The sequence below is a fragment of the Sulfitobacter sp. genome (assembly GCF_036960155.1).
Taxonomy (GTDB): Bacteria; Pseudomonadota; Alphaproteobacteria; order Rhodobacterales; family Rhodobacteraceae; genus Sulfitobacter.
Genome location: NZ_JBALWB010000001.1, coordinates 469,712 through 494,829 on the forward strand (window position 1 = coordinate 469,712; position 25,118 = coordinate 494,829).

Annotated in this window: 25 protein-coding genes and 1 tRNA gene; 18 read left to right on the forward strand and 8 right to left on the reverse strand. The window is 52.9% G+C overall.

The window, feature by feature from the left end:
* The first annotated feature begins 86 nt into the window (after positions 1–86).
* Positions 87–1,100, forward strand: a complete 1,014-nt coding sequence (locus V7775_RS02280; RefSeq protein ID WP_335750243.1) for a D-cysteine desulfhydrase — start codon at positions 87–89, stop codon at positions 1,098–1,100.
* On the forward strand, positions 1,100–1,801 hold the full coding sequence (locus V7775_RS02285) for an aspartate/glutamate racemase family protein (protein ID WP_335750244.1): 702 nt from the start codon (positions 1,100–1,102) through the stop codon (positions 1,799–1,801). Before V7775_RS02280 ends, V7775_RS02285 begins: the two co-directional genes overlap by 1 nt.
* Positions 1,802–1,809: 8 nt before the next feature.
* Here V7775_RS02285 and V7775_RS02290 read toward each other — a convergent pair whose 3' ends face one another.
* A complete protein-coding gene (locus V7775_RS02290) occupies positions 1,810–2,694 on the reverse strand; it encodes a LysR family transcriptional regulator (RefSeq protein ID WP_335750245.1) in 885 nt (294 codons plus the stop codon).
* Between the two features lie 252 nt (positions 2,695–2,946).
* Here V7775_RS02290 and V7775_RS02295 point away from each other — a divergent pair, with 252 nt between their 5' ends.
* From V7775_RS02295 to V7775_RS02310, 4 genes are all read left to right on the forward strand, one after another.
* Positions 2,947–3,912 (forward strand): ABC transporter substrate-binding protein, encoded by a 966-nt coding sequence (locus V7775_RS02295; protein ID WP_335750246.1) that lies wholly within the window; start codon positions 2,947–2,949, stop codon positions 3,910–3,912.
* Between the two features lie 86 nt (positions 3,913–3,998).
* Positions 3,999–5,054, forward strand: a complete 1,056-nt coding sequence (locus V7775_RS02300) for a quaternary amine ABC transporter ATP-binding protein (RefSeq protein ID WP_335750247.1) — start codon at positions 3,999–4,001, stop codon at positions 5,052–5,054.
* The gene (locus V7775_RS02305) at positions 5,051–6,604 is read left to right on the forward strand and encodes an ABC transporter permease (protein ID WP_443070074.1); all 1,554 of its coding nucleotides are present in this window, start codon (positions 5,051–5,053) and stop codon (positions 6,602–6,604) included. The genes V7775_RS02300 and V7775_RS02305 overlap by 4 nt, the downstream gene beginning before the upstream one ends.
* The gene (locus V7775_RS02310) at positions 6,601–7,341 is read left to right on the forward strand and encodes an alpha/beta fold hydrolase (protein WP_335750248.1); all 741 of its coding nucleotides are present in this window, start codon (positions 6,601–6,603) and stop codon (positions 7,339–7,341) included. Before V7775_RS02305 ends, V7775_RS02310 begins: the two co-directional genes overlap by 4 nt.
* A gap of 716 nt (positions 7,342–8,057) precedes the next feature.
* Here the strand turns inward: V7775_RS02310 and V7775_RS02315 are convergent.
* The 4 genes from V7775_RS02315 to V7775_RS02330 form a co-directional block, all read right to left on the reverse strand.
* Positions 8,058–8,134, reverse strand: a tRNA-Arg gene (locus tag V7775_RS02315).
* Between the two features lie 77 nt (positions 8,135–8,211).
* Entirely contained in the window at positions 8,212–9,597 is a 1,386-nt protein-coding gene (locus tag V7775_RS02320) for a sensor histidine kinase (protein ID WP_335750249.1), read from the reverse strand.
* 64 nt (positions 9,598–9,661) lie between these two features.
* Entirely contained in the window at positions 9,662–11,080 is a 1,419-nt protein-coding gene (locus V7775_RS02325) for a dihydrolipoyl dehydrogenase family protein (RefSeq protein ID WP_335750250.1), read from the reverse strand.
* Positions 11,077–11,820 carry a TVP38/TMEM64 family protein gene (locus tag V7775_RS02330; RefSeq protein ID WP_335750251.1) on the reverse strand — a complete coding sequence of 248 codons (744 nt, stop codon included), beginning with the start codon at positions 11,818–11,820 and terminating at the stop codon, positions 11,077–11,079. The genes V7775_RS02325 and V7775_RS02330 overlap by 4 nt, the downstream gene beginning before the upstream one ends.
* Positions 11,821–12,110: 290 nt before the next feature.
* Here V7775_RS02330 and rpmH point away from each other — a divergent pair, with 290 nt between their 5' ends.
* From rpmH to V7775_RS02390, 12 genes are all read left to right on the forward strand, one after another.
* Positions 12,111–12,245, forward strand: a complete 135-nt coding sequence (rpmH, locus tag V7775_RS02335; protein WP_335750252.1) for a 50S ribosomal protein L34 — start codon at positions 12,111–12,113, stop codon at positions 12,243–12,245.
* A 21-nt stretch (positions 12,246–12,266) separates the two neighbouring features.
* Complete coding sequence (gene rnpA, locus V7775_RS02340) at positions 12,267–12,686, forward strand: ribonuclease P protein component (RefSeq protein ID WP_335750253.1); 420 nt, start codon at positions 12,267–12,269, stop codon at positions 12,684–12,686.
* Positions 12,683–12,910: a membrane protein insertion efficiency factor YidD gene (gene yidD / locus V7775_RS02345; RefSeq protein WP_335750254.1), complete on the forward strand. Its 228-nt coding sequence runs from the start codon at positions 12,683–12,685 to the stop codon at positions 12,908–12,910. Before rnpA ends, yidD begins: the two co-directional genes overlap by 4 nt.
* Positions 12,911–12,913: 3 nt before the next feature.
* Positions 12,914–13,609, forward strand: a complete 696-nt coding sequence (locus V7775_RS02350) for a hypothetical protein (RefSeq protein ID WP_335750255.1) — start codon at positions 12,914–12,916, stop codon at positions 13,607–13,609.
* Positions 13,610–13,674: 65 nt separating this feature from the next.
* Entirely contained in the window at positions 13,675–14,514 is an 840-nt protein-coding gene (gene ttcA, locus V7775_RS02355) for a tRNA 2-thiocytidine(32) synthetase TtcA (protein WP_335750256.1), read from the forward strand.
* 102 nt (positions 14,515–14,616) lie between these two features.
* A complete protein-coding gene (locus V7775_RS02360) occupies positions 14,617–16,176 on the forward strand; it encodes a putative bifunctional diguanylate cyclase/phosphodiesterase (RefSeq protein WP_335750257.1) in 1,560 nt (519 codons plus the stop codon).
* A gap of 119 nt (positions 16,177–16,295) precedes the next feature.
* Entirely contained in the window at positions 16,296–18,122 is a 1,827-nt protein-coding gene (yidC, locus tag V7775_RS02365) for a membrane protein insertase YidC (protein ID WP_335750258.1), read from the forward strand.
* Positions 18,122–18,859 carry an MOSC domain-containing protein gene (locus tag V7775_RS02370; RefSeq protein WP_335751046.1) on the forward strand — a complete coding sequence of 246 codons (738 nt, stop codon included), beginning with the start codon at positions 18,122–18,124 and terminating at the stop codon, positions 18,857–18,859. The genes yidC and V7775_RS02370 overlap by 1 nt, the downstream gene beginning before the upstream one ends.
* Positions 18,859–19,509, forward strand: coding sequence for a ribosome biogenesis GTP-binding protein YihA/YsxC (yihA, locus tag V7775_RS02375; RefSeq protein WP_335750259.1), 651 nt, complete (start codon positions 18,859–18,861; stop codon positions 19,507–19,509). The genes V7775_RS02370 and yihA overlap by 1 nt, the downstream gene beginning before the upstream one ends.
* Before the next feature lie 36 nt (positions 19,510–19,545).
* A complete protein-coding gene (gene argB, locus V7775_RS02380) occupies positions 19,546–20,409 on the forward strand; it encodes an acetylglutamate kinase (RefSeq protein ID WP_335750260.1) in 864 nt (287 codons plus the stop codon).
* Positions 20,406–21,092, forward strand: coding sequence for a ferredoxin (locus V7775_RS02385; protein ID WP_335750261.1), 687 nt, complete (start codon positions 20,406–20,408; stop codon positions 21,090–21,092). Before argB ends, V7775_RS02385 begins: the two co-directional genes overlap by 4 nt.
* Positions 21,093–21,587 (forward strand): SixA phosphatase family protein, encoded by a 495-nt coding sequence (locus tag V7775_RS02390; RefSeq protein ID WP_335750262.1) that lies wholly within the window; start codon positions 21,093–21,095, stop codon positions 21,585–21,587.
* Positions 21,588–21,653: 66 nt separating this feature from the next.
* On the opposite strand, the gene V7775_RS02395 is transcribed toward V7775_RS02390, so the two are convergent.
* The 3 genes from V7775_RS02395 to V7775_RS02405 are packed head-to-tail and all read right to left on the reverse strand — an operon-like array spanning position 21,654 to position 25,032.
* Positions 21,654–22,421: an amino acid ABC transporter ATP-binding protein gene (locus V7775_RS02395; protein ID WP_335750263.1), complete on the reverse strand. Its 768-nt coding sequence runs from the start codon at positions 22,419–22,421 to the stop codon at positions 21,654–21,656.
* A gap of 12 nt (positions 22,422–22,433) precedes the next feature.
* Positions 22,434–23,732 (reverse strand): amino acid ABC transporter permease, encoded by a 1,299-nt coding sequence (locus tag V7775_RS02400; RefSeq protein ID WP_335750264.1) that lies wholly within the window; start codon positions 23,730–23,732, stop codon positions 22,434–22,436.
* 1 nt (position 23,733) lies between these two features.
* Positions 23,734–25,032, reverse strand: a complete 1,299-nt coding sequence (locus tag V7775_RS02405) for an amino acid ABC transporter permease (protein WP_335750265.1) — start codon at positions 25,030–25,032, stop codon at positions 23,734–23,736.
* Positions 25,033–25,118 lie beyond the last annotated feature (86 nt).

Sequence of the window (25,118 nt, forward strand, 5' to 3'; positions counted from 1 at the left end):
AATTTGCAACTTGGGGCGCAATATACGCATTAGGAAAGTAGTAATGAAAGAGATAAGTTGCGGTAATCACATATAGGAACCATATCATGCATCTCGCCCGTTTCCCCCGCGTTCACCTTGCCCACCTGTCCACGCCCCTTGAACCCATGGAGCGGCTTTCAAAAGAACTGGGCGTCGAGTTGTGGATCAAGCGTGACGATTGCACAGGCATGTCCACTGGCGGCAACAAGACGCGCAAGCTGGAATTCCTTATGGCCGAAGCGGTTGAGCAGGGCGCGGATATGGTCATGACGCAGGGTGCTACCCAGACAAATCATGGCCGCCAGACGGCTGCCTTTGCCGCCAAGATGGGCCTCAAGTGCCATATCTTGCTCGAAGACCGTACTGGCTATCAGGACGGAAACTATAACACCAATGGCAATGTCCTGCTAGATCACCTGCACGGTGCCACGACCGAGAAGTTCCCCGCAGGCCACGACATGCCCGGCGAGATGGAAAAAGCCGCAGAAAAAATGCGCTCTGAGGGTCACACCGTTTATGTCATCCCGGGTGGTGGCTCCAATCCAACGGGGGCGCTCGGCTATGTTAATGCTGCGTTTGAACTGGTTGAGCAAGCCAACAAGATGGGCCTCAAAATCGACCGCCTAACCCACGCCACTGGATCGTCGGGTACGCAGGCCGGTCTGGTCACAGGCATGTGCGCGATGAACGCACAGATCCCGATTTTGGGCATCGGCACCCGCGCGCCACAGCCAAAACAGGAGCAGATGGTCTATGATCTTGCCTGTAAAACAGCCGAAAAACTCGGCTGCCCCGGAGTAGTCAAGCGTGAGGATGTGATGGCGAACACCGATTATGTCGGCGAAGGCTATGGCATCCCGACCAAGAGCGGCATTGAGGCGATCAAGATGTTCGCCGAGCTTGAGGGTCTCCTGCTCGATCCTTGCTACTCCGCCAAAGGGGCCGCTGGCCTGATTGATCTGGCACGTAAGGGCCATTTCAAGGGCGAACGCGTTGTCTTCCTGCACACAGGTGGTGCGGCGGCGCTTGGCGGCTACGACTTTGCATTCGATCACACCGCTAACTGGGTGAACATGTAATGACGCGCGGGCCCCGCACCATCGGAGTTCTCGGTGGGATGGGGCCCGAAGCGACGATACTGTTGCAAAGAAAAGTGTTGGATGCGGTCCTTGCCCGCGACGATAGCGACCACATTCCCTTGGTCATCGAGATGAATCCGCGGGTGCCGTCGCGCATTGCCCATCTGCTTGAAGGGACAGGCGAAGACCCCGGTCCGATCCTTGCAGCAATGGCAGAGCGCTTGCAGAATGCAGGCTGTGCCGCCCTCGCCATGCCCTGCAACACCGCACATCATTATGCGGACGCGATCACGGATGCGGTGCAAATACCACTCCTCAACATGATTGATCTGGCAGCACAACACGCCGCAGAAAAACTCGGCAAGGGTGGATGTGTGGGCATCCTCGCCTCCCCCGCCGTGCGAAAGACCGAATTGTTTGAGCGCGCCCTTGAGGCTTACGGTATTTCCGTGATCTGGCCTGACCAAGACGCGGCGATGCTCTTGGCGATCCGTCAGATCAAAATGGATGGGCCCGTGCCAGAGGCGCGCGACGCGCTAATACTTGCCTCCTCGGAACTGGTGGCGGCGGGTGCAGCGCTGCAGTTTGTCGCCTGCTCCGAATTCTCTCTCATCGCGCAGAGTGTCGCAGAGGGTGCGCAGGCGGTGGACACAGTCGATTTGCTGGCCCAAGCAATTGTGGAATTTTCAACCTCAGGGTAGCGCCACGTTTACAATTTGTCCCAGACCACCTGTGCAACGGGGTCAAAACTGGCGGGATTGGCAAGTGCTGCAATCGTGAGGCGCGTTGTCCATGTCTCGTCTCCGATCTGCATCAGGCGCCCATCGGCCAGCTCTTTAGCTACTGCCGTCTGAGGCATCCATGCAAAGCCACTGCCCTTTAGCACCCGACGCTTGATCGTCTCGACCAGCCCGTCGATATAGATCGTTTCGGCATTAAGCATTTTCCCCTCCAACGTTCTGCCCACAACCATGCCAAGGAAGCTGGACGGTTCGTACGCCAGATAAGGGATCGGAGGGCTGGAAGCATTTCCGAGGTCCCAGCCCTGAGCCAACGTCGGAGCAGATGCCGCGACAGGGATCAACCAGTCGGTCAACACGTCTTTACGCGCAAATGCAGTCTCATCAATGCGCGGTGAGACGGACTGGTGATAATAACACAGCATAATGTCCACCGCGCCCTCCACCAACAACTCACAGCAGGTGCTCATAGAATCAGACACAACCTGTGTGTGCAGATCTGGAATTTCTTCCTGCAGGGTATCTATGCGAGGTGCCAAAAAATTAACCGATATGGTGTGAAGAGCCGAAAATCTGAGAAACCGCCGGCCGCCTCTATCAGTATCACGGATTATTTGCCGCTGTTCTTCGAGTTGTGAAACCGCCGCAAGCGCCACGGGCAGAAACTGTGTTCCTGCCTCCGTGAGCTGCACGGGATAATGCGCGCGGTTGATCAATGGCGTGCCTACCCAACTCTCCAACGCTTTGATTCGCCTACTAAATGCAGACTGTGTAATGTTTCGTTCATTCGCAGCGCGAGTAAAGTTCAGCGTTCGCGCAAGGCATTCAAAGTCGCCCAGCCAATTTAAATCCAATGTTTTGTCCTTATCCCGAAACGGGTCTCACGATCAGCTTAAACCACATTATGCAAATTACGAATAGTTTGATGAAATGTTAGAATTGGCCCTTTCGAATTTTCCGGTCCTATTCTTGGAACATACGCTGCGGTTGCTTTCCTTTGGCATCCTCGGCGCAAACCAAGGCACAAGCTGCGGTTTACGGTGGACAACGATCCAACCACGCAAACGACGCCATAAATCCGGCGCGAACCAACTGGGAAAATAAATATGAAAACCAAATTGAACACACTTGGCCTTGCAGCCGCAATCAGCATTTTTGCCCTGCCAGCCTTTGCTGCAGAAGAAGTAAAAATTGGCCTGCCGTCATGGACGGGCGCACAAGCAATCGGCCACGTCTTGGGCGAAATCGTCACATCGCGCATTGGCGGTCAGGTTGAATATGTACCAGGCAACAACGCAACGATCTTCCAGGCGATGGATCAAGGGAAGGGCGACATCGACGTGCATCCTGATGTGTGGCTCCCGAACCAACAGAGCTTTACCGACAAATACGTCAAAGATGCGGGGACAGTTACACTGTCCACCAACCCCTATGAGGGAAATCAGGGTTTTTGCGTAAGCAAGGATTTTGGAACCGCCAATAACATTACCGATATCGCCGATCTGGGCCGCCCTGATGTGGCAGCGTTGATGGATAGCGATGGCGACGGCAAAGGCGAGATGTGGATCGGCGCACCTGGTTGGGCCTCTGCCAACGTAAATGAAGTGAAGGTACGCGACTACGGTCTGCTTGATTTCATCGAACCCGTCCGTACCGAAGAAGCCGTGAAAACAGCGCGGATCAAGGACAGCATTGCCAAGGGCGAAGGTTATGCATTCTATTGCTATAAGCCGCACGCCGTCTGGTTCATGTTCGACGTAGAGATGCTGACGGAACCGACATTTGATCCGGCAAAATACACCATGCTTCAACCTTCTGACGATGCCGATTGGTATGAGAAGTCTTCTGTAGCGACCAAAGATGCGCTGAAGGATGTGCAAATCGCATGGTCCAACTCACTCGAAGAGCGTTCTCCCGCGATTGCCGAATTCTTCGCCAACTTCTCATTGACGTCAGATGATGTCTCCGGCCTCGCCTATGAGATCAGTGCCAATGGCAAAGAGCCTGCGGACGCCGCGAAAGAGTGGATCGCAGCTAACTCCGACCGCGTCGACGCAATGCTGGGCCTCTAAGCCAGATCAGCTTTGAACATCTGCGGCACTGGTGCGTTCCGGTGCCGCAATCAAATCCTTTCCTTTTTCAACAAGCGAGACCAGTCATGGCAAACGATACCGTCGTTGAAATCTCCAATGTCTGGAAGATTTTTGGCAACCGAAGCGAAGAAGCCCTTAAGGCTGTGCGCGAGCGTGGGCTGACCAAGGCGCAGGTCTTGGCCGAATTCAACACTGTTGTCGGTGTGGCAGATGTCAGCCTGTCGGTGAACCGAGGCGAGATTTTCTGTATCATGGGTCTGTCGGGCAGCGGCAAATCCACGCTGGTCCGTCACTTCAACCGCTTGCTAGAGCCCACCGCGGGCAAAATCGAGATCGAGGGCACAGATGTGATGGCCCTTGGCACGCGTGAGCTCCAGGAATTTCGAAATAGAAAGATCGGGATGGTGTTCCAGAACTTCGCCCTGATGCCGCACCGCTCCGTCCTTGATAATGTCGCGATGCCACTGGAAATCCGCAAAGTACCCAAGAACGAGAGGATGCGCCAAGCTGCTGCCATTCTGGACATCGTCGAGCTGGGTGCATGGGGTGCTAAATTCGCGCACGAACTGTCGGGGGGAATGCAGCAACGCGTAGGCCTTGCCCGCGCCTTGGCTGCGAACCCCGATGTGCTGCTAATGGACGAGCCTTTCTCCGCGCTTGATCCACTCATCCGCCGCCAGTTGCAGGATGAATTCATCCGCCTGAGCAAAATACTGAAAAAGACGACCATCTTCATCACTCATGATCTGGACGAGGCTGTGCGCATCGGCGACCGGATCGCGATTATGCGCGACGGCATGGTGGTGCAGATGGGCACAGCCGAGGAGATCGTGATGGCGCCCGCCGATGACTATGTCGCCGAGTTCGTCGCTGGTATTTCCCGTCTCAAAGTGGTGCATGCCCATGCGGTGATGCAACCCATCGCAGCACATACTAAATCCTATGGCCCCATTGCAGCAGGTGCGCCCCGTGTAGACGGCGGCGAAAACCTCAGCACGCTCATCAACCTCGCGATTGATGACGAGAATCCAATTATCGTCCAACAGGATGGCAAAGATGCAGGCGTTATTACCCGTGCGGACCTCCTCCGTACCGTGATTGAAGGAACCGAAGTCTCATGAGTGAAGCAATGGAAAACCTCGGTGTGAACCCGTTGGAAGACACGACAAGCAAAGCAGCACTCGCCTACGCAGCAGAGCGGCGAGACAATATTCGCACATTTGTGCGCACCAATCCTGACTATTACATCAGCATGTTCGACAAGATTGGTGCGTCTTCGTCCTTCACCCCGACTTTCAACGCGATGGCTGGCGTTTTTGGTCCTGTATGGTTCGGCGCAAGGGGGCTTTGGAATTGGGCGCTGCCCTTTTTGATCATCGAAACACTGGCCTTTGTGCAAATCGCGCGCGGCCTGTTCGGCGATCTGGGTGCAGAGGCCATGGCGCGCATCGCCTCCATTGAGGGTACATTGGATCTGCGACGCCAACAGCTTGCCGCAGCAATCGAGAGCAACTCGGACCGCGTCGATGCATTCCAACGTACAGTGGACAGCCTTGAGGCCAACATCGGCGGAATCCGCGCGGAGGCTGATGCGATAGCGGCAACGGGTCCGACGGTAGCGCTTACTGGTCTGATAATCTTGGTCCTTGTAAAGATTGCCCAATCCATCATGGCCAACACCGCACTAGAGGCGCGCTTTTCTGACTGGATGAGCGACCGCAGCGTTCGCTTTGGCCTGCCTGTGACACATATCGTGCTGTCTGCGATCTTTATGGCGTTGATCGCCTTTGCGGCGATGATGCATTACTCGTTTCCGGGTCGCTTCTCGCTACTCTCGGAATTCCCCACTGATCCTGATATCCGCCTTGGCAGTATCGACCGCGTCGAAGCCTTCTTCAACTGGGCAGTGCTCAATGGCGAAGTCCTGTTTGACGCTATCACCTATTTAATCCGCATGGTGCTTGACGCGCTCGAGATCGTCTTTGTCAGCACGCCGTGGATCGTCATCGCCTCACTGATTATCCTGCTCACGTGGCTCACTGCCGGAGTTCGCATGGCAATCTACTCCAGTGCCTTTCTCGCCTATATGGGCCTTCTCGGCTTCTGGGAAAAAGCCATGACAACGCTCGCCCTGCTTGGCACGGCCGCGTGTCTGTCGATCCTCATCGGCATCCCGCTAGGTATGTTCGCCGCCCGCCGGCCACGGTTCTACAAAGCGATCCAGCCCGTTATGGACTTTATGCAAACTATGCCGGCCTTCGTGTTCATGATCCCTGTCATTGCCTTCTTTGGTACGGGCAAACCTGCCGCTGTTGTCACGACGATGATCTTTGGCGGCACCCCCGTTGTGCGCCTGACTGTTCTGGGCCTGCGCGGCGTGCCAGAAAGTGTCCGCGAGGCTGCGATAAGCTTTGGGGCAAACAAATGGTATCTGCTCACCAAGGTTGATCTGCCTTTGGCAGGGCCGTCCATTCGAGCGGGGATAAACCAGACAATTATGTTGTCACTTGCAATGGTCGTTGTGGCATCTTTGATCGGCGCAAAAGGTCTTGGCGAAGACGTGTTGGAAGCTTTGCAATATGCCAATGTGGGGCAGGGTATTCTGGCGGGCTTCGCTATACTCTTCTGCGCAATGATCCTTGATCGCATCGTGCAAGGGGGGCGCAAGTGACATCGCTGGTTTTTGTTCATGGCTTGATGGGGGGCAGTCAGCAATGGGCGCAACAACAGGAGGCGTTTCCCGACTTTGATAGTGTGGCTCTGGACCTTCCAGGTTTTGGCAGAAACGCCCAGATCAAAGCCTTAACCAGCATCTCAGATTTTGCAGATTGGGCTTTGGGTGAACTGAGTTCTCGCGGCGTTCAGCGATTTAATCTCATTGGGCATTCAATGGGAGGAATGGTTGCCCAAGAGATGATAGAGCACGCCCCTGAACGGGTTGATCGGTTAGTGCTTTATGGAACAGGCGCGACGGGTGTTTTGCCAGGGCGTTTTGAGACGATCGCCACTTCAAAAGATCGTGTGCAAGCCGAAGGAGCAAGCGCCACAGCCAGACGGATTGCGGCAACATGGTTTCTGCACAAAGATCAGGCACCCGCCTATGAAAGTTGCGCGCAAATCGCGCAGCTTAGCGGAATCGAGGCAATTCTTGCCGGGCTAGACGCAATGAATGGATGGAGCGGTACCGCTTATCTCCCTCACATTAAGACCAAGACTTTGGTTATTTGGGGCGACCACGATAGAACTTATCCGTGGAAACAGACCGAAGAGTTATGGAGGTCCATTGAGGGCGCGTGTCTGGCAGTTCTTCCCGGGTGCGCCCACGCGCCGCATTTGGAAAAGTCTGTCTTGTTTAATGCCATATTGGAAAATTTCCTGACCGATTCAGAGAATACCTCTGTGAGGTAAGCAATAGGGATCTGGGGAGCAATAGATAGGTTTTGGAAGGCGGCGTTGCAGGATCTGACCGATATGCAAATGGCTGCTCTGGAGTTGATTTTCCAAGATCACCGGCCGATTTTCCTGAAACCGGACATTCGCCGCGACACAAAAAAAGTACAGCGAGCTCTTAGGAGCCATCCGCTGCATTTTGCACCAATGATCGCTATCCATTTTCAAAGATAAGCTAACATCGAAACAGGGCCCTGCCCTGCCATCCTCCATATTTTGACACAGGGGATTTGGACGAGCCAGACGCCCACTGTAGTTATGCGCTCAGCTCAAGCAAAAGATGTCATTGCCTCGTTAAACGAGCAAATCCACGCAACTGAAAAACAGAGCGACGCAATGCTGGAACGGATCATGCAGGCCACAAACGCTACCATCATCCGTGCGTATGAGGGAAAAATAGCCGAGCTCGATAAAACAAAGCGTCTTTTACAGGAAAATCTGGCAAATCGCGCCACGCCAAAGGGCAGTTTCGACGATGTGCTAGAACACGCCATGCAATTTCTGTCAAACCCTTGGAAAATATGGGAAACAGGCCAATCCGCCCTCCGTCAAACAGTCCTCAAACTGGCCTTTACAGAGCGCCTTCACTACCACCGAAATACAGGTACTAGAACACCCAAAACGGCCTTAGTATTCAAAGCCTTAGGGGGTGGTTTAGGGAGTGAAGTGAAAAGTGGTGCACCCGAGAGGATTCGAACCTCTGACCCCCTGATTCGTAGTCAGGTACTCTATCCAGCTGAGCTACGGGTGCATTGAGGGCGGTTTAGTAGTAGCGCTCAGGCAATGCAAGCCCTCATGACATCAAAAAGAGTAGGATCGCAAAATTCTTTAAAGTGCGCCGTCCCCTTTAGGAAGAGTTAAGAGAAATTCAGTCCCCTGGTCGTTACTTTTGATCAGACGGACATCACCCCCATGACCGCGAATTAACTCCATTGATATAGCCAGTCCAAGGCCTGACCCGCCTTTGCGAACTGACCCCTGAAAGGGCGAAAACAAGTGTTCCTGGGCCTTTGCAGGCAAGCCAGGGCCATTGTCTCGAAGGCGAATCTCCCAAGCTGCTGCACTTTCAGATGCGCTAATGCAAATCTCACCAGATGCACGAGATGTTATAATCGCCTGTCGCGCATTACGGATCAAATTACCCAACACACGATACATTTGTTCTGGGTCAGCCCTAATTTCAAACGGTTCTGGTATGTCAGTTTTTAGAGAAAGATCAAAATCACCAATCGACAGGCGCTCACTATCCAACACCTCTTCAACGATATCGACTAAACTTACCAAAGTAAGGGTCGGACCGGGCTCTTCGGCGCGGCCAAAGGCCAAGGTTGATTCGCAAAGATGGACCGCACGAGTAATAGAGCTCACCAACTTGGGTGCCATCCGCGCGACGACAGGGTCCTTCGACATCTCGATCCGGTCGGTGAACAACTGGGCAGATGTCAGGATATTGCGTAAGTCGTGGCTAATCTTGCTCACTGCAGAACCCAATTGGGCTAGCCTCTCTTTTTGCTTTAGCGCACTTGTCAGCTCTGTCTGAAGCGACTTCAACGCCTCTTCCGCTTCGCGCAGCTCGGTGACACCCGCCGTGGGGGTTATAATGCGCCGCGCATCCTCAGGTGAGGCCGCATAATGCTGCATGTGATGCACCACCCCCTTGATGGGCTTCACCAACAAAATTCGCATCGCAACAAATAACAAGAACGCAGTGATCACCGAAATCACAGCGGAAAGCAGCAAAATTCGTAGCCCATAATCAATCATGGCAGCACGCATTGGCGCCGTTTCCATCGTTACCTCAATCAATAAGCCGGCATCCCGAACTGGCGCCCCAATCACACGAATGACTTCGCGTTCCGGCGAAACAAGTCGGCTCATCGCATCGCGGATCAGAACCAGCGCAGAATTGTCCCGCAAATCAATTGTACCTGAAATCAACTGCGGCATCGGAGAAGATAGCACCAACTGTCGTATCTCATCACGTCGCAAGACCACGTTAAATACTTCCGCATTCCGCAGCAGTTCAGCTTCAAGCTCAGCATCGATCATGTCATCTGCCAACAGCGTCAAAGAAGCTATCTGCGCGCGCTCCAATCGATTGAGCATATAGTCTTCGCGAAAACGCGCGATAGACGGTACAAAAATTGTGACTTCAGCGACCATCACAAAGATCGTCGTCAGCACCAAAAGCCGACCAGAAAGCGAGTTGATCATCCTACAGACCACCCCCTGAACGGGATGGTGGGCGGGGCGTCGTCGTAGACGCGCGCCGCGCAGCTCATGGGACAAACCGCTGAACAAAGCCAACAACGCGCTTCACCATATCACTCTCGAATAGCCTTGGAGTAAAATACGCACCTGCCGCACGTTTGTTGATTTCACCAATAGTTGGATAAGGAGCGACCATCGCAGCAATCTGGCTCATCTTCATTTTATTGGCCAGTGCCAATGCCCATAGGTTGATCAATTCCCCCGCCTGATATCCAACAATTGACGCACCGACAGGACGGCCTTTCACAACCATCAACTTGATAAAGCCCTTGGTTTTCCGCTCTGCAATGGCCCGGTCATTATGGCTGTAGTCAAAGCGCACAACTTCCAAAGAATCACCATATTTTTCTTTAGCTTCCGCTTCAGTCATACCAACTTGCGACAATTCCGGGTCGGTATAGGTTGCCCAGGGAATATGGGATGTCTTTGCCTTGGATGGCAGACCAAACAACATCGAGCGGATGATAACGCCCGCATGGTACCCTGCAACGTGAGTAAATTGCAGACCGCCCGCCACATCACCAATCGCATAAACTTTTTTATTGGTTGTTCGTAGACCCTCGTCCACTTTAATCCCGTTTCTGGAAGGCTCAACATTCCCCACTTCAAGATCCAACTTGTCAGTGTTTGCCTTGCGCCCCACAGCCATCAAAAGGTGCGACCCTTTGAATATGCGCCCATCCTGAACCTCAACTTCGATCGCACCCGCCTGCCCACGAATCTCCGCGGCCAACGCATCTTCTGCAATCTCGACGCCTTCGTCCTTGAGCGAAGACAAGACAACCTCGGCCAATTCAGGATCATCTTTGCCCAGCGCCTTTGCGCCCTCAATGACCGTGACCTTACACCCCATCCGAATATGGGCCTGCGCCATCTCCATTCCGATTGGGCCACCGCCAATGATTAGCAAATGTTCAGGTGCTTCACGCAACAAAAACAGTGTTTCATTGGTTTCATAGGGAACAGTATCAAGACCCGGAATAGGCGGCACCAGCGGAGAAGATCCCGTAGCAATAACAATGCGCCGTGCTTTGATTACCGTGTCACCAGCCTGCACCTCATCATGTGAGATGAATTTGCCGAACTCGCGGATCACATTGATCCCAAACCCCTCAAACCGCTCCTGACTGTCCATAGGCGCAATTGTAGCGATCACATCCGCAACATGGTCTTTGGCCGCCGCATAATCCACAACACCAGCAGCATCAGCCACACCGAATTGCGCACTGTTTTTCTGACCATACGCCGCCTTGCCTGTTGCAATCAGCGCCTTGGACGGAACGCACCCGAAATTGAGGCAATCGCCCCCCATCTCGTGCCCTTCCAACAAAACCACACTAGCACCCATCTGCGCCGCCCCGGCAGCAACCGAAAGCCCACCAGAGCCTGCACCAATAACCAGAATGTCAGTTTTGATATGTTTCATTTCGAAAGGTCCTTTTTGCCCGACAGGGCCTTAATAACTACAGGCAACACCGACAAAGCGCATAACCCCAATATTGGCAACAAGATGTGCGGTTCAAAGATAACCCCTAGATTTGGGTTTTCACCACGCTCAAACACTTCGCCAAGGCCCGCACCCACCGAACTATAGACAAGTGACCCTGGAATGATCCCAATAAACGTCGAAATTACAAAACGGCGCAACGGCACCCCCAAAAAGGCAGGTAACAGGTTCGCAACAAAGAACGGCACCGCGGGGACCAACCGAATGAAAAACAACATCGACCATTGGTTTTCATCAAGACCCTTCTTAATCCGAGCAACCATCCCCGCTGAGGTTTCCATCCGCGCCTTTAACTTATCGCCCAAACCAAATTGTGCTGCGAGAAAGATAAGCGTTGCCCCCAGAGTAGCAGCCGTAACATTCACAGCAGCCCCAAAGAATGTACCAAACAAAAATCCACCCGTCAGTGTAGCAATCGTCGCCCCCGGCAGCGAGAACGTCACGATCAATATGTAGATCCCCACAAATCCAAGAATCGTCAGTACAAAATTATTGTCGCGAAAAGCGATGAGAGCCTCTCGGTTGTCACGCAATGCATCAAAGCTCAGGTAATCGCGCAGCGCAAAGGCTCCGATAATTGCAAAAACTGCTATTGCAGCGATCGGGGCGTAGCGCCCGATGGAGGACTTGGGGGTCATACTTTGGCTCGCATCTGTCATTTTCATTTTCCTACGGGGGTAGATTGCCCCTTAGATGCCCCTTTGAGCGCGCCAAAGACAGGCAGCTCACGTTTGGTTGATCATCCGTGTTGGAATTTAGTGGATGTTCGCCCATATTAGGGGCGTATTGAAACATACCACGTCCCTCATTCGAAGTTTTATTGCAGATGAGCCTATTTAACGCCCTGCAGGGTTTGACTTGGGCGCGACAGCGTCTTAAAGGACGGGTCTGAATTGACGCGTATTGGCGAATCCGCTGAACGCAACTGACACAAGATGGAGACGGAGCGATGAAACGCACCTTTCAACCCTCGAACCTCGTCCGCAAGCGCCGCCACGGTTTCCGTGCACGCATGGCAACGAAAGCTGGTCGCAAGATCATCAATGCGCGCCGCGCACATGGCCGCAAAGAGCTGACCGCGTAATACGCGTTTAAGGCTATTGTTATGACACCGCCGGAGACTGACCTGATTGGCACTAACGCCAACGGGGCATCGTCTCCGGCGGTTTTGTTACGCTCGCCACCTACCGTTCTAACCCAACGGCGTGATTTTCAACGCACCGCACGGGGTAAACGTGTGGCAATGCCTGGATTCGTTCTCCAGATGCTGAAACGCCCCGACGGCGACGCTGCGGGGATTCGAATCGGCTATACCTGTTCTAAAAAAGTCGGTAACGCTGTAGCCCGCAATCGGGCAAAGCGGCGCCTGCGCGAAGTGGCGCGCGCCATCCTACCTGTTTTGGGCAAGGACGGGCATGACTATGTCCTTATTGGGCGCAATACAGCCACCGCCGCCCTACCCTATCACCAACTCCTGGCTGATATGGAGAAGGCACTGAGCATCCTTCACGGATCGCGCAAATGACCCCGGTCGCCAAGTTGATCGCCCTGCCCGTAAGGTTTTATCGATTAGTTTTTAGCCCATGGGTCGGCTTCAACTGCCGCTACCAACCCACTTGCTCTGCTTACGCCCTGGAAGCGTTGGAAAAACACGGGCCCGTCAAAGGCAGCCTACTCGCTGCGCGCCGTATCGGCCGATGCCACCCATTTGGCGGCGATGGATACGACCCCGTACCAGATACGGAGTGAGCTATGGAGACTGGTTTTTTCAAGTGGGCTTGGAGGTTCAACGCTGTGGCAATCGCCGTTTGCGTGATCTTAGTTCTTACCGTCATTCTATGGCAAGTTACTGGAACTTTAAGGCGCAATGTTTTCCCGACACATACCTCCAACACGTTTATCGACGCTCACGAACAACCGGATCAAGCAGCTGAGCAGAAACGATACTTTGGTGCGCCAAATGACCCAAGCAACAAGGGCATCTATGCCCTGCCCATATACGCAGACCAAAGCCATCCAAATCTGGGAATCAGCAAGAACAATAGCAGGGACCTAATCAATTACCGCATTGTCGATATAAGTGCCCAGACCAATCATTGGCTATTTGAAGGTATGAACCGCCTAATCCTAGACACACGCATGATCACGCTTTCTTACCCCGACCATAAGTCTAATCATCTCGGCCAACTGCTTACTGTGGTTCTAGAAGACACCAATGACGATGCCCGCCTGTCAGGCCACGATACAAAAACGCTACTCCTAACAAGCCCGCACTGGAACTGGCCCGTTAAGGTCACTCACGGTGTGATATCTGTGCTATCGACAACAGCCATCAGCGATAGCGCCTTTGACATCATATTCAGCACATCCGACGGCACCCATGCAGCACGCATCGCTATTCCCACCGGGGAAATATTATCAGAACAGGTTCTTCAAACCCACGACTGACATCTAACCTTTTTAGTTCGCACCCTTCGTGTTCTAAGAAGCACAAACCGCCCAAGGATCACGACATGCTTGATCATTCCAAAGAAATTCACGCTCTGTTTGAAGGGGCTCCCCAAACAACCAACTTCAAGAAGTTGCGCAAACGTATCGTGCGTCAAACCCGTGAAGCTATCGATCAATTCGGCATGATCGAACCGGGTACTAAATGGCTGGTCTGTTTATCGGGCGGGAAAGACAGCTATACACTGCTTGCCATCCTACACGAATTGAAATGGCGTGGCCTTCTGCCCGTTGAGTTGTTGGCCTGTAATCTGGATCAGGGCCAGCCCAATTTTCCCGCGACGGTCCTGCCCGAATTTCTCAATAAAATGGGCGTCCCGCACAGGGTTGAATATCAAGACACCTACTCCATTGTGATGGACAAAATCCCTGCAGGCCGTACCTTTTGTGCGCTTTGCTCGCGCTTGCGACGGGGTAATCTGTACCGGATTGCACGTGAAGAAGGGTGCTCGGCTGTTGTCCTTGGACATCACCGCGATGACATTCTGGAAACATTTTTTATGAACCTCTTTCATGGCGGCCGTTTAGCAACGATGCCACCAAAGCTGCTAAATGAGGAAGGTGATCTTTTCGTTTACCGCCCCCTTGCCTTTGTCGCTGAAGCCGATTGTGAAAAGTTTTCGACGGCAATGAATTACCCCATTATCCCCTGCGATCTTTGCGGATCCCAAGATGGCCTGCAGCGACAGCAAGTAAAGGCGATACTGGATGAATGGGAACGCAACAGCCCAGGTCGTCGTCAAACTATGTTCCGCGCGCTAAACAATACACGTCCATCTCATTTACTTGATCCTGCTTTGTTTGATTTTGCAGGGTTATCCCGGGATAGTGAAAATTTGAAGTAAAGCAGCCTCAATATGCTTGCCTGTATTAACCTCCGGCTGAATATTTCCGACCTAAGGTGACCTCATCGAGTCGCATGAGCGGCTAACATCAGGAGGACGCCCGTGCAAAACAGCGGCAAAAAAGGTCGGGTTCAATTGGTTGGGTTACGTGCCCGAATCATAAGTCTACTCACTGGCCCACCGGCGCTAGCATTCATTCCAGCTATATCGCTTGCTGCCTTCTGGTTTGGCGGTGAGGGTGCATTGTTGGTAGTAGCAGCCCTTGCACCTGCAGCTTACTTGCTTTCAGGGGGCTTAACCCCCGGCGCAGGAAATCTACACTTTGGAAGCTCAGGCCAACTTGGTCCGCTTCCTCGTACTCAAATGGTTGCACAGTGTGAAGAAATTTACGCCGATGCCACGAGAAACGGCCAGCATTCATGCATCCAAGTTGTGGAAATCGAAGGATTTACGGACCTTGTTGATCGGTTTGGCCCAACAGCTGGAGACACAGTCATCCAACGGATGGCGGAACGACTGATCAGTGTTATGCGCGACGGCGACATGATTGGTCAGATCGGCGATGCGCGCTTTGCAATCTGTGTCAATCCAGTTCGCCAACTCTCATTGGATCTTTGCATTCAAATGGCAGGCCGCCTCCAAGCTGCTGCAGAGGAACCGACATCTATTGACGGGACAGTAATCTATGCGGATGTTTGCATTGGCTTCTGTCAACATTCCAGAGCACCTGACAATCGGTCCGGAGATTGGTTAGAAGCGGCATGTATTGCACTTCGCAGTGCCCAGGCCCACGGCCCGTCCAGCATCCGAGCATACTCTGCTCAAATGCATCAAGAACGCAAAACACGTCGTGAGCTGCATGAAGACGTTGCTACCGCCCTTGAGAGTGGAGAAATTTTACCTTGGTTCCAGCCCCAAATTTGCACGGATACTGGGCGCATCACTGGTTTTGAGGCCCTGGCCCGCTGGACCCACCCCACCCGAGGGGTCATTCCGCCAGCACATTTTTTGCCAGCTATTGAAGCCACCAATCTGTTAGAACGCCTAGCTGAAGTCATGATGTACCACAGCTTTGCCGCACTCAAGAAATGGGACACCGCTGGTGTTGTAGTTCCACAGATTGGGGTCAATTTCGCGGGCTCCGAATTGAGCAACCCGCGCCTTGTCGAAAAGATAAAATGGGACCTAGATCGTTTTGAGCTTACCCCAGACCGCTTGGCTGTAGAGGTTCTTGAAACCGTCGTAGCCAGCTCACCAGACGACATGATAACACGTAATATCAATGCTCTAGGTGAACTGGGGTGCAAAATTGATCTGGATGACTTTGGCACAGGAAATGCCTCAATTTCTTCCATTCGCCGCTTTTCCGTAAGCCGAATCAAGATCGACCGCAGCTTTGTAATGAAGGCTGATCGGGATCCAGAGCAACAGCGCATGATCAGCGCAATTCTCACCATGGCTGAAAGATTGCAGGTCGAAACGCTTGCAGAAGGTGTCGAGACCGTTGGGGAACACGTTTTGTTGGCGCAGCTTGGCTGCGGTCACGTTCAAGGCTTTGGTATCGCTCGCCCCATGCCATTTGATCAAACACTTGAGTGGATCAATGCGCATAACGCAAAACTGCGCGATGTTCCCCAGATCATGCAAAGCCGGCCAAAATAGCTTGAAATCTGCCAAAAACCTAAACAACAATCACACCTGCATACCCGAATCCGCTTGACCTTTGGCCGTCCTCGTTGTGTACCCAGCGGACAGTTTTCAGACATCAGGTGGCCGGACCAATGGACGATCAAAACAAGAATCTAATCATCGCAACAGCACTTAGTTTTGTTGTGATCCTTGTGTGGTTTGTACTCTTTCCACCACCAGAGGCCGAAACGCCACTTAACGGCAGCACCGCATCCCTATCGGCCCCTGCCGAAGGGACATTGGCTACCCCAAGCGCAGACACCCCCGGTTCGGAAACTACAACAACAGCGAGTACTGAAACCGAGCCAAGTGCGATCGAAAGCGCTCCACGTGTTGCGATCCAAACCCCACGCCTGAGCGGTTCTTTGTCTCTGTTGGGTGGTCGGATCGACGAGCTGTCCTTGAACGACTATCGCACCTCATTGGACGATGACGCGACAATCGTTGAAATCCTGTTCCCCGCGAACGAGGAAAATGCGCAATATGTCCTAAACGGCTGGGCCGCCTCAACAGGTGTAGATCCAACGGCCGTCCCTGGTCCAAACACCGAATGGCAACTAGCCTCAGGCGACACGCTAGGCGTGGATGCACCTATTACGCTTAGCTGGGACAACGGCGCAGGCCTCCGGTTCTCAAAACAAATTGCGATCGATGACAAATATATGTTCACGGTCACGCAATCTGTTGAAAATACAAGCGATGCATCAGCATCAATGGCACCTTACGCCATTCTGGCGCGCCACGGCATCCCTACTGATCTCAAGAACTTTTTCATCTTGCACGAGGGTGTTGTCGCCATGACAGACGGCGAGTACTCAGAAACCGACTGGGATAAATTGCCCGAATTCGAGTACAACCAACGCGCAGGCGCACGCACCCAAGAAGAGAACATCACCGAAAATGGCTGGATTGGGTTTACCGATCATTATTGGATGAGCGTTCTGATCCCAACCCAAGGGACTGCGTTTAAAGCCGTGGCAAAATACGACGAACGCCGCGACATCTACCAAACCGAAGCCGTAAGCACTGTTCAGACAGTGGCCGCGGGCCAAACCATCTCGAACACCACTCAAATATTCGTTGGCCCAAAAGAGTGGGAAGTGTTGAATGGATACGAAAAAGGCGGCGTCTATAACTTCATCGACTCGATTGATTGGGGCATATTCTCTTTCCTGACCAAACCGATCTTCTGGCTACTGCACCATATCAACCTGCTGATTGGCAATATGGGTATTTCGATTATCGCACTGACTTTGTTTATCAAGGCATTGCTGTTTCCGCTGGCTTATAAATCTTACGTCTCAATGGCCAAGATGAAAGAGCTTCAGCCGAAAATGGAAAAGATGAAAGCAGACGCTGGCGACGACCGCCAAAAAGTGCAGCAAGGCATGATGGAGCTCTACAAAAAGGAAAAGGTAAATCCTGCTGCTGGTTGTTTGCCGATCCTGCTGCAGATCCCCATCTTCTTCTCATTGTATAAGGTGATCTTCGTCACAATCGAACTGCGCCACGCACCATTCTTTGGCCCGTTCCAAGACCTCAGCTCACCTGACCCTACAACGATCTTTAACCTATATGGCGCCCTGCCTTGGGCCGCACCCGAAGTGGGTAGCATCATGGCGCTGGTATTTATCGGTATTTTGCCGCTGCTCTTGGGTATCTCCATGTGGTTACAGCAAAAGCTAAACCCAGCGCCTACAGATCCGACTCAGCAGATGATCTTCGCTTGGATGCCTTGGGTATTCATGTTCATGCTGGGCAGCTTTGCATCGGGTCTGGTTGTTTACTGGATCGCAAACAACACCATCACCTTCACGCAGCAATACCTGATCATGCGCAGCCAAGGGTACAAACCTGACCTTTTGGGCAACATAAGAGGCGGCTTTGGGCGCAAAGCAAAAGTAGATTCGAAAAAGTGATGAAGGTTACCGCCCTTTGGCGCCACCCCCTCAAAAGCCATGGACGTGAGGCGCTCACGCGTGTCACGCTCAATGAAGGTCAAAGCATGCCTTATGACCGTCTTTGGGCCGTTGCCCATGACGCGGCAAAAGCTGATGGTTCAGAGTGGGCTGCCTGCCAAAACTTTAGCCGCGGGGCCAAATCACCATCCTTGATGGCGATTACTGCCACCTTGGATGAAGAAACCGAGACGCTTACTTTGCGCCACCCTGATCAGTCAGATCTAACGGTCCAGCCAGATGTTGACCCTGACGCCCTACTTGAATGGGTCAGCAAGTTGGCAAACAGCAGCCGCGCGATGCCAGCCCGAATTTTGCGACTGGACGGACGCAGCTTTACTGACACGCCCTTCCCTTCGATATCCTTGTGTAACCGTGCAACCCACGCCGCTGTTGAAACACTAACGAATACGCCATTGCAGGCCGACCGATGGCGCGGAAATATTTGGTTTGAGGGAGCGCCCGCGTGGTCCGAATTTGATTGGATCGGGCGTGAGGCCAATCTAGGCACTGTGCGCCTCAAGATCGAAGAACGGATCACGCGCTGCCTCGCCACAACTGTGAATACAGACACTGGTGTGCGCGATGTCGACACTCTCAAGGCGTTGAACACCTTGGGTCACCAAGATTTTGGGATTTACGCCCGCGTTATTGAAACCGGCCAAGTGGCAGTTGGCGACCAATTGGAGCTTGTCTAATGCAATTGCCTTTCCCGCTTGTCGAAGAACCAGATGCACAAACCCTAGAACGTGGACGCCTTCTTTTTGCAGGTGAAACCGATTTTGTTAAAGGTGTGGTCGCTATGTCGGGCCTGCCCGAAGCGGACCGTATTGAGGTCTGCTTTGCTGGGCGATCAAACGTGGGTAAATCAACCTTAATCAATGCGCTAACGGGAATGAAGGCGCTTGCCCGTGCTTCAAACACGCCAGGACGTACACAAGAAATCAACTACTTCACCGCGGGTGAAGAGCTCTACCTCGTTGACCTTCCCGGCTATGGTTATGCAAACGCGCCTCTGCCTGTGGTGGAAAAATGGCAGCGGTTGCTGAAGCAATTCCTGCAAGGGCGCCAAACATTGCGCCGTGCCTTTGTCCTGATTGATGCACGCCATGGGGCCAAAGCGGTGGACAATGAAATAATGAGCCTGCTGGACAGTGCAGCCGTGACATTTCAGGTTGTGTTGACAAAAGCCGATAAGGTGAAAGAAGTAGAGCGCGAAAAGATCCTTGATCAAGTGCGCGGCGCGCTCAGCAAACACCCTGCTGCCTACCCTGAGATCATCGTGACCTCGTCAGAAAAAGGCTGGGGCATTCCCACGTTGCGGTCTGTGATTGCCACGCTGGAATAAGCGCCTATGATCCCGTCAGACTTCGGGAAATCAGATATGAGAACACAAGACATGAACCGCGATTGGGCCACAACCGCCGCCACCCTTTCACAAGCTCTGCCTTACATGCAGCGCTACAATGATGCGACCATAGTGATCAAGCTGGGCGGCCATGCGATGGGCAGCGACGAGGCGATGATGGAATTCGCCCGCGACGTGGTTTTAATGCGCCAAGTTGGCGTGAAACCCGTGATCGTTCATGGCGGTGGCCCGATGATCAACAGCATGTTGAAGCGGCTGGGGATCGAATCTCAGTTTGTGAACGGCAAACGTGTGACCGACGCTGCAACAATGGAAGTTGTTGAAATGGTTCTGTCGGGTTTGGTGAATGCCCGCATAGTACAGGCCATTACCGAACAGGGCGGCCGCGCTGTTGGTGTATCTGGCAAGGACAGTGGCCTGATCATTTGTGAACCCGAGGACCCAGCACTGGGTTTGGTTGGGAAGCCCACCACCATAAATCCGGGCCTGCTCCTTGATCTGGCTGAAAAGGAACTAATACCCGTTATTGCCCCTCTTGGCATGGGAATGAAAGGCGAGACATTTAACATCAACGGTGACACTGCAGCCGGTGCTATCGCAGCAGCACTCAAGGCAGATCGCCTGCTGCTGCTTACAGATGTTTCCGGCGTCAAAAACGCAGAAGGTGACGTTTTGACAGAACTCACGGCATCGCAAATCAAACAGATGACCGAAGAAGGCACCATCGCAGGTGGCATGATCCCGAAAACGCAAACTGCGCTGGATGCCCTAAACGCGGGTGTCCGTGCCAGTGTTATTCTAGACGGTCGCGCGCCGCATGCCTGCTTGCTTGAGCTATTCTCAGAGCATGGTGCGGGCTCAATCATCCGCGCAGGGTGAAACCGTCAGGCACAGCCCCGGAAAAGCTCGCACAGCGCCTGTTAGACAAGGTTGATGCCCTCGCAGCACCACACGGGCTAATGGCAATGGGTGGCGCGCACACAAATCCAGATCAAGCCGCGCAAACCATTGTCCTCATTGGGACTGCACCAAATTTTTGGGATCACTTCACGCAAAGCACAGAATATCAAGACGGGGCGGCGGACCCTATCGACCGTTGGTCCCAACGCATCGTGCCACAGATCATGGAGGCGGCAGGCGGCATAGGGGTAGTCTATCCCTTTGGTGGCCCGCCCTATGCTCCGTTTATCGCATGGGCCAAGCAAACAGGCGAGGCCTTTGATAGCCCTGTCGGCATGTTAGTTCATATCCGCGCAGGGCTGCTCATCTCATACCGTGGAGGCATCATATTCACTGGCCGCATTCCCCTGCCCGCCCAACAGGCCCTGCATCCATGTAATAGCTGCGCTACACGCGCTTGCGTCAGTGCATGTCCTGTAGATGCCCTTTCAGATATGCATTTCTATGATGTGCCAAATTGCAAAGGTCATATCGCATCTCCTGCGGGGACTGACTGTATGACCAAAGGCTGCGCCACGCGCCTTGCTTGCCCGATTAGTCAAGCGTTTGATCGCCCCTCTGCGCAGAATGCCTTTCACATGACCGCCTTCAAAGGAGTTTGAATGAAACGTCTGATCCTTATGCGCCACGCCAAATCAGATTGGTCTGAGCGCGACACCAGTGACCATGACCGCACGCTAAACCAGCGTGGACAAGAAAGCGCATCAGCAATGGGCGATTGGCTAAGGCAGAACAAACTGCAGCCAGACCATATCCTGTGCTCCGATGCTGCTCGCACCCGCGAAACGTTGCAACGGTTAAACCTTGGGGATGTCCCTAGTACATTCCTGCGAAACCTCTATCTCGCGGAAACTGACGTGATGGCGGCAGCATTACGTTCGCGCACTGAGGCCTGCATTTTGATGGTCGCACATAACCCCGGCAGTGCCATGCTGGCAGAGATGTTATTGGCGCACGCACCTGATCATCCGCAATTTTTCAAATACCCAACCTGTGCAACGCTTGTTGTTGATTTCGACATTACCGACTGGCGCGATCTCCGGCTGGGGACAGGGAAGACTATCCAATTCATCGTTCCGCGTGACATCACAAAGTAAGGCAAAACAAAATAGGGGCGGAGGTTTCCCCCCGCCCCTATTCCATAACGATTTAGCTGTTAACGCTTAGTGACCCAAGATTTGGCTCAGGAACAGTTGCGTGCGCGGGCTTTGTGGATTGTTAAAGAACGCTTCAGGCTCGTTTTGTTCAACGATCTGGCCTTCATCCATAAATATAACGCGGTTCGCCACCTGACGGGCAAAGCCCATCTCGTGCGTTACACAGATCATTGTCATACCTTCTTCGGCAAGCTCGATCATTGTATCGAGAACTTCCTTGATCATCTCAGGATCAAGCGCCGAAGTCGGTTCATCAAACAGCATGATGCGCGGTTTCATGCAGAGCGAACGGGCAATCGCCACACGCTGTTGCTGACCACCAGAAAGTTGGCCAGGGAACTTGTCTGCTTGATCGGGGATTTTCACCTTCTCAAGATAGTGCATCGCAACTTCTTCGGCTTCTTTCTTAGGTGTTTTACGCACCCAAATCGGAGCCAGCGTGAGGTTGTCCAGAATGCTCAGATGCGGGAACAGGTTAAAGTGCTGAAAACACATCCCCACTTCTGAACGGATCTTGTCGATGTTCTTGAGGTCAGAGGACAACAGCGTGCCGTCCACTTCGATCGACCCTTTCTGGTGCTCTTCCAGCGCGTTGATGCAGCGAATGAGCGTGGATTTACCAGAGCCAGACGGCCCACAAACCACGATACGTTCACCTTGATACACCGTCAGATCAATGTCGCGCAGCACGTGAAATGTGCCGTACCACTTGTTCATCTGCTGAATAGAGATCGCGACTTCGTCGGATACTTGTAGTTTTGCTGTATCGGCCATGTTGCGGGCTCCTTAACGATGATCTGTCGCAAGACGGCGTTCCAGCCACTGCGAATATTGTGAGATGGAATAACAAACGACGAAGAAGACGAGACAGGCAAAGCCCAAAAGCTCCCAGTAGACGCCGTTCCAATCGGTTGATGCTAGGATCGGACCTCGGATCATGCCGATGATGTCGAACATCGAGATGACGGAAACCAGCGTGGTATCCTTAAAGAGGCCAACGGCAATGTTGACGATCCCAGGGATCGAAATCTTCAACGCCTGAGGCAAGATGATCAAACGCATTGCTTGCGAATAATCCAGACCCAAGCTATCTGCCGCCTCATACTGACCTTTTGGCAAAGCAGCCAAACCGCCACGCACCACTTCCGCGATATAAGCCGCCGAGAAGATTGTGATCATGATCACAACACGTATAAACAAATCCACAGTCTGTTCCGGTGGGAAGAAATACGACAACATAACGCTCGCAACGAAGAGCAGCGTGATCAACGGGACACCACGAATAAGTTCGATGAAGACCACGCAAATCCACTTGATCAGCGGCATGGAGCTTTGACGTCCCAGCGCAAGTGCGATGCCAAGAGGGATCGACAATGACACACACGTAATCCCAAGCATCATATTGAGCATGTAACCACCCAAATCACGCGATGGTACCGCTTCGAGGTATGGCTGTTCTGGCGCTAATACAGGCACGATAAAGCCCGCAAGGAACCATACAACTACGGCACTTGCGATGCCTCCGAAGAAACCAACGGCAAAGCTCTGTGCGACAAATCTGGAATAGACGACATAACCAGCCGCAAAACCGATCAGCGCAAAGATTGGGACCCAGATCGTACCACCCCAAATTAGCCAATAGGCCGCGAAGGGGAACAAGATGGTGACGATCAACAACTTGCGCGGCAGGTCAAAGAACAGCACCGGCGCGATGGCAACAAGCATAAAGATGAATGCAGTTACCGGACGCCAATATTCGGTGGCAGGGTATTTGAAACCAAAGAGCAGCTGTGGCCAGCGTTCCACCAACACCGCAAAGCATGCGCCAGACGTGCCCTGTAGAATTTCACGACATTCAGCTAAATTGGCCGCATTCCAGACACCGTTGAAAATCCACGGCAACGTGCTGCTCAGGACCAAATAGACAACATAGAATGCAAGGATGGTCAAAATGCCGTTCGGAATCGTCGCGAACAAATTGTCACGCATCCACTTAACCGGGCCCGCCGCACTGGAGGGAGGCGTAGATTGCGGGATCGATGTTTCACGAACGAAGGCGACTGAGTGAGAGTTTGTATCTGACATCTCAACGCTCCTTCAATTTCATAGCGTTATTATAAACGTTCATGGTTGCCGAAATTAGCAATGAGATCACAAGATAGAACAACATCAGCAACAAAACGCATTCAATCGCGCGGCCCGTTTGGTTGAGCGTAATGCCCCCCAAGGTCGCTGTGATGTCAGCGTACCCTACCGCAATCGCAAGCGAAGAGTTTTTGGTGATGTTCAAGAATTGTGAAATCAGCGGCGGGATAATCACACGCAATGCCTGTGGTAGAACAACAAGGCTCATGACGCGGCGTGGGCGAAGACCAAGTGCGGCAGCAGCTTCGGTTTGTCCTTTAGACACCGCCTGAATACCCGCACGCACGTTTTCTGCGATGAAAGCACCTGTGTAGACTGATAGGGCAAGCCATAGAGCAATCAGCGGGCCACCAATTTTGATACCACCACTAAAGTTGAAACCTTTGAGAGCAGGGTATTCCCATGTCAGCCCAAGGAACCACAACAATGCGGCCACAGGCAAAATCCAGATCGCTAGATTCGTATAAAGCGTCGTCGGCCTCACGCCCGTCTCTTGTTGCTTTTTGATTGCACTTGCGTTCACACGTTTGGTGATCTGCCAAGAGGCCAGCAAGACCACAAATACTGCGATCCAATCCAGCGCGCCACTTTCAGCGAATTTCGCCAAACCGCTCGCTTTACGGCCACCTTCTGCCAGCACCTCTTCGCCGCCGTTCTGCAAGAACCCGTTTTGGAATACTGGCTTTGGAACGTAGACGCCTCGATTGGTAAACGCTGCTGAGTCTAGGAACATCGAAGCTTTGGGTGTTTCACCACGATAGTCACGCGGGCTAGGCATCACTGCAGTCATGATCGTGAAAATGATGATGATCCAGATCAGCACAGGAATGTTACGGAAAATCTCCACGTAAAAAGACATCAGCTTGCGGACAAGCCAGTTTTTTGAAAGCCGAAGAACACCCGCAATGACACCAATCACCGTCGCAGTGATACACGCCATAACGGCGACCAGCAGAGTATTGAGGATACCCACCATAGCGGCCCTCAGATTAGAAGACTGGCTATTGTAGTCGATCAATGTCTGGTTGATGTCGTAGCCAGCCGGACTGCCCAGAAACAAGAACGAGATATTCAAACCGGCTGCGCGTAAGTTAGCGGCGAGGTTTGAATAAAGATAAAGTAAGGCCAAAGCCAATGCGATCGCAGCGACGACCTGTAGTGTCATCGATCGATACCGGGAGTCGTTCAACAGCATAGATAGCCGGAACGTTCCCTTAGGAGGGTCCGTGAGTGTCGACATAAAATGTATCCCCGTTGTCCCAGCTGTATTTTCTGCGCCTTTTGACGTCAGTGCCGGGTAACTTATTTATTTGTCTAGCCGTAATG

Coding starts and splice junctions, on each gene's coding strand:
- V7775_RS02280 (WP_335750243.1), top strand. CDS start 87: ATGCATCTCGCCCGTTTCCCCCGCGTTCACCTTGCCCACCTGTCCACG.
- V7775_RS02285 (WP_335750244.1), top strand. CDS start 1,100: ATGACGCGCGGGCCCCGCACCATCGGAGTTCTCGGTGGGATGGGGCCC.
- V7775_RS02295 (WP_335750246.1), top strand. CDS start 2,947: ATGAAAACCAAATTGAACACACTTGGCCTTGCAGCCGCAATCAGCATT.
- V7775_RS02300 (WP_335750247.1), top strand. CDS start 3,999: ATGGCAAACGATACCGTCGTTGAAATCTCCAATGTCTGGAAGATTTTT.
- V7775_RS02305 (WP_443070074.1), top strand. CDS start 5,051: ATGAGTGAAGCAATGGAAAACCTCGGTGTGAACCCGTTGGAAGACACG.
- V7775_RS02320 (WP_335750249.1), bottom strand. CDS start 9,597: ATGATCAACTCGCTTTCTGGTCGGCTTTTGGTGCTGACGACGATCTTT.
- V7775_RS02325 (WP_335750250.1), bottom strand. CDS start 11,080: ATGAAACATATCAAAACTGACATTCTGGTTATTGGTGCAGGCTCTGGT.
- V7775_RS02330 (WP_335750251.1), bottom strand. CDS start 11,820: ATGACAGATGCGAGCCAAAGTATGACCCCCAAGTCCTCCATCGGGCGC.
- rpmH (WP_335750252.1), top strand. CDS start 12,111: ATGAAACGCACCTTTCAACCCTCGAACCTCGTCCGCAAGCGCCGCCAC.
- rnpA (WP_335750253.1), top strand. CDS start 12,267: ATGACACCGCCGGAGACTGACCTGATTGGCACTAACGCCAACGGGGCA.
- yidD (WP_335750254.1), top strand. CDS start 12,683: ATGACCCCGGTCGCCAAGTTGATCGCCCTGCCCGTAAGGTTTTATCGA.
- V7775_RS02350 (WP_335750255.1), top strand. CDS start 12,914: ATGGAGACTGGTTTTTTCAAGTGGGCTTGGAGGTTCAACGCTGTGGCA.
- ttcA (WP_335750256.1), top strand. CDS start 13,675: ATGCTTGATCATTCCAAAGAAATTCACGCTCTGTTTGAAGGGGCTCCC.
- yidC (WP_335750258.1), top strand. CDS start 16,296: ATGGACGATCAAAACAAGAATCTAATCATCGCAACAGCACTTAGTTTT.
- V7775_RS02370 (WP_335751046.1), top strand. CDS start 18,122: ATGAAGGTTACCGCCCTTTGGCGCCACCCCCTCAAAAGCCATGGACGT.
- yihA (WP_335750259.1), top strand. CDS start 18,859: ATGCAATTGCCTTTCCCGCTTGTCGAAGAACCAGATGCACAAACCCTA.
- argB (WP_335750260.1), top strand. CDS start 19,546: ATGAGAACACAAGACATGAACCGCGATTGGGCCACAACCGCCGCCACC.
- V7775_RS02390 (WP_335750262.1), top strand. CDS start 21,093: ATGAAACGTCTGATCCTTATGCGCCACGCCAAATCAGATTGGTCTGAG.
- V7775_RS02395 (WP_335750263.1), bottom strand. CDS start 22,421: ATGGCCGATACAGCAAAACTACAAGTATCCGACGAAGTCGCGATCTCT.
- V7775_RS02400 (WP_335750264.1), bottom strand. CDS start 23,732: ATGTCAGATACAAACTCTCACTCAGTCGCCTTCGTTCGTGAAACATCG.
- V7775_RS02405 (WP_335750265.1), bottom strand. CDS start 25,032: ATGTCGACACTCACGGACCCTCCTAAGGGAACGTTCCGGCTATCTATG.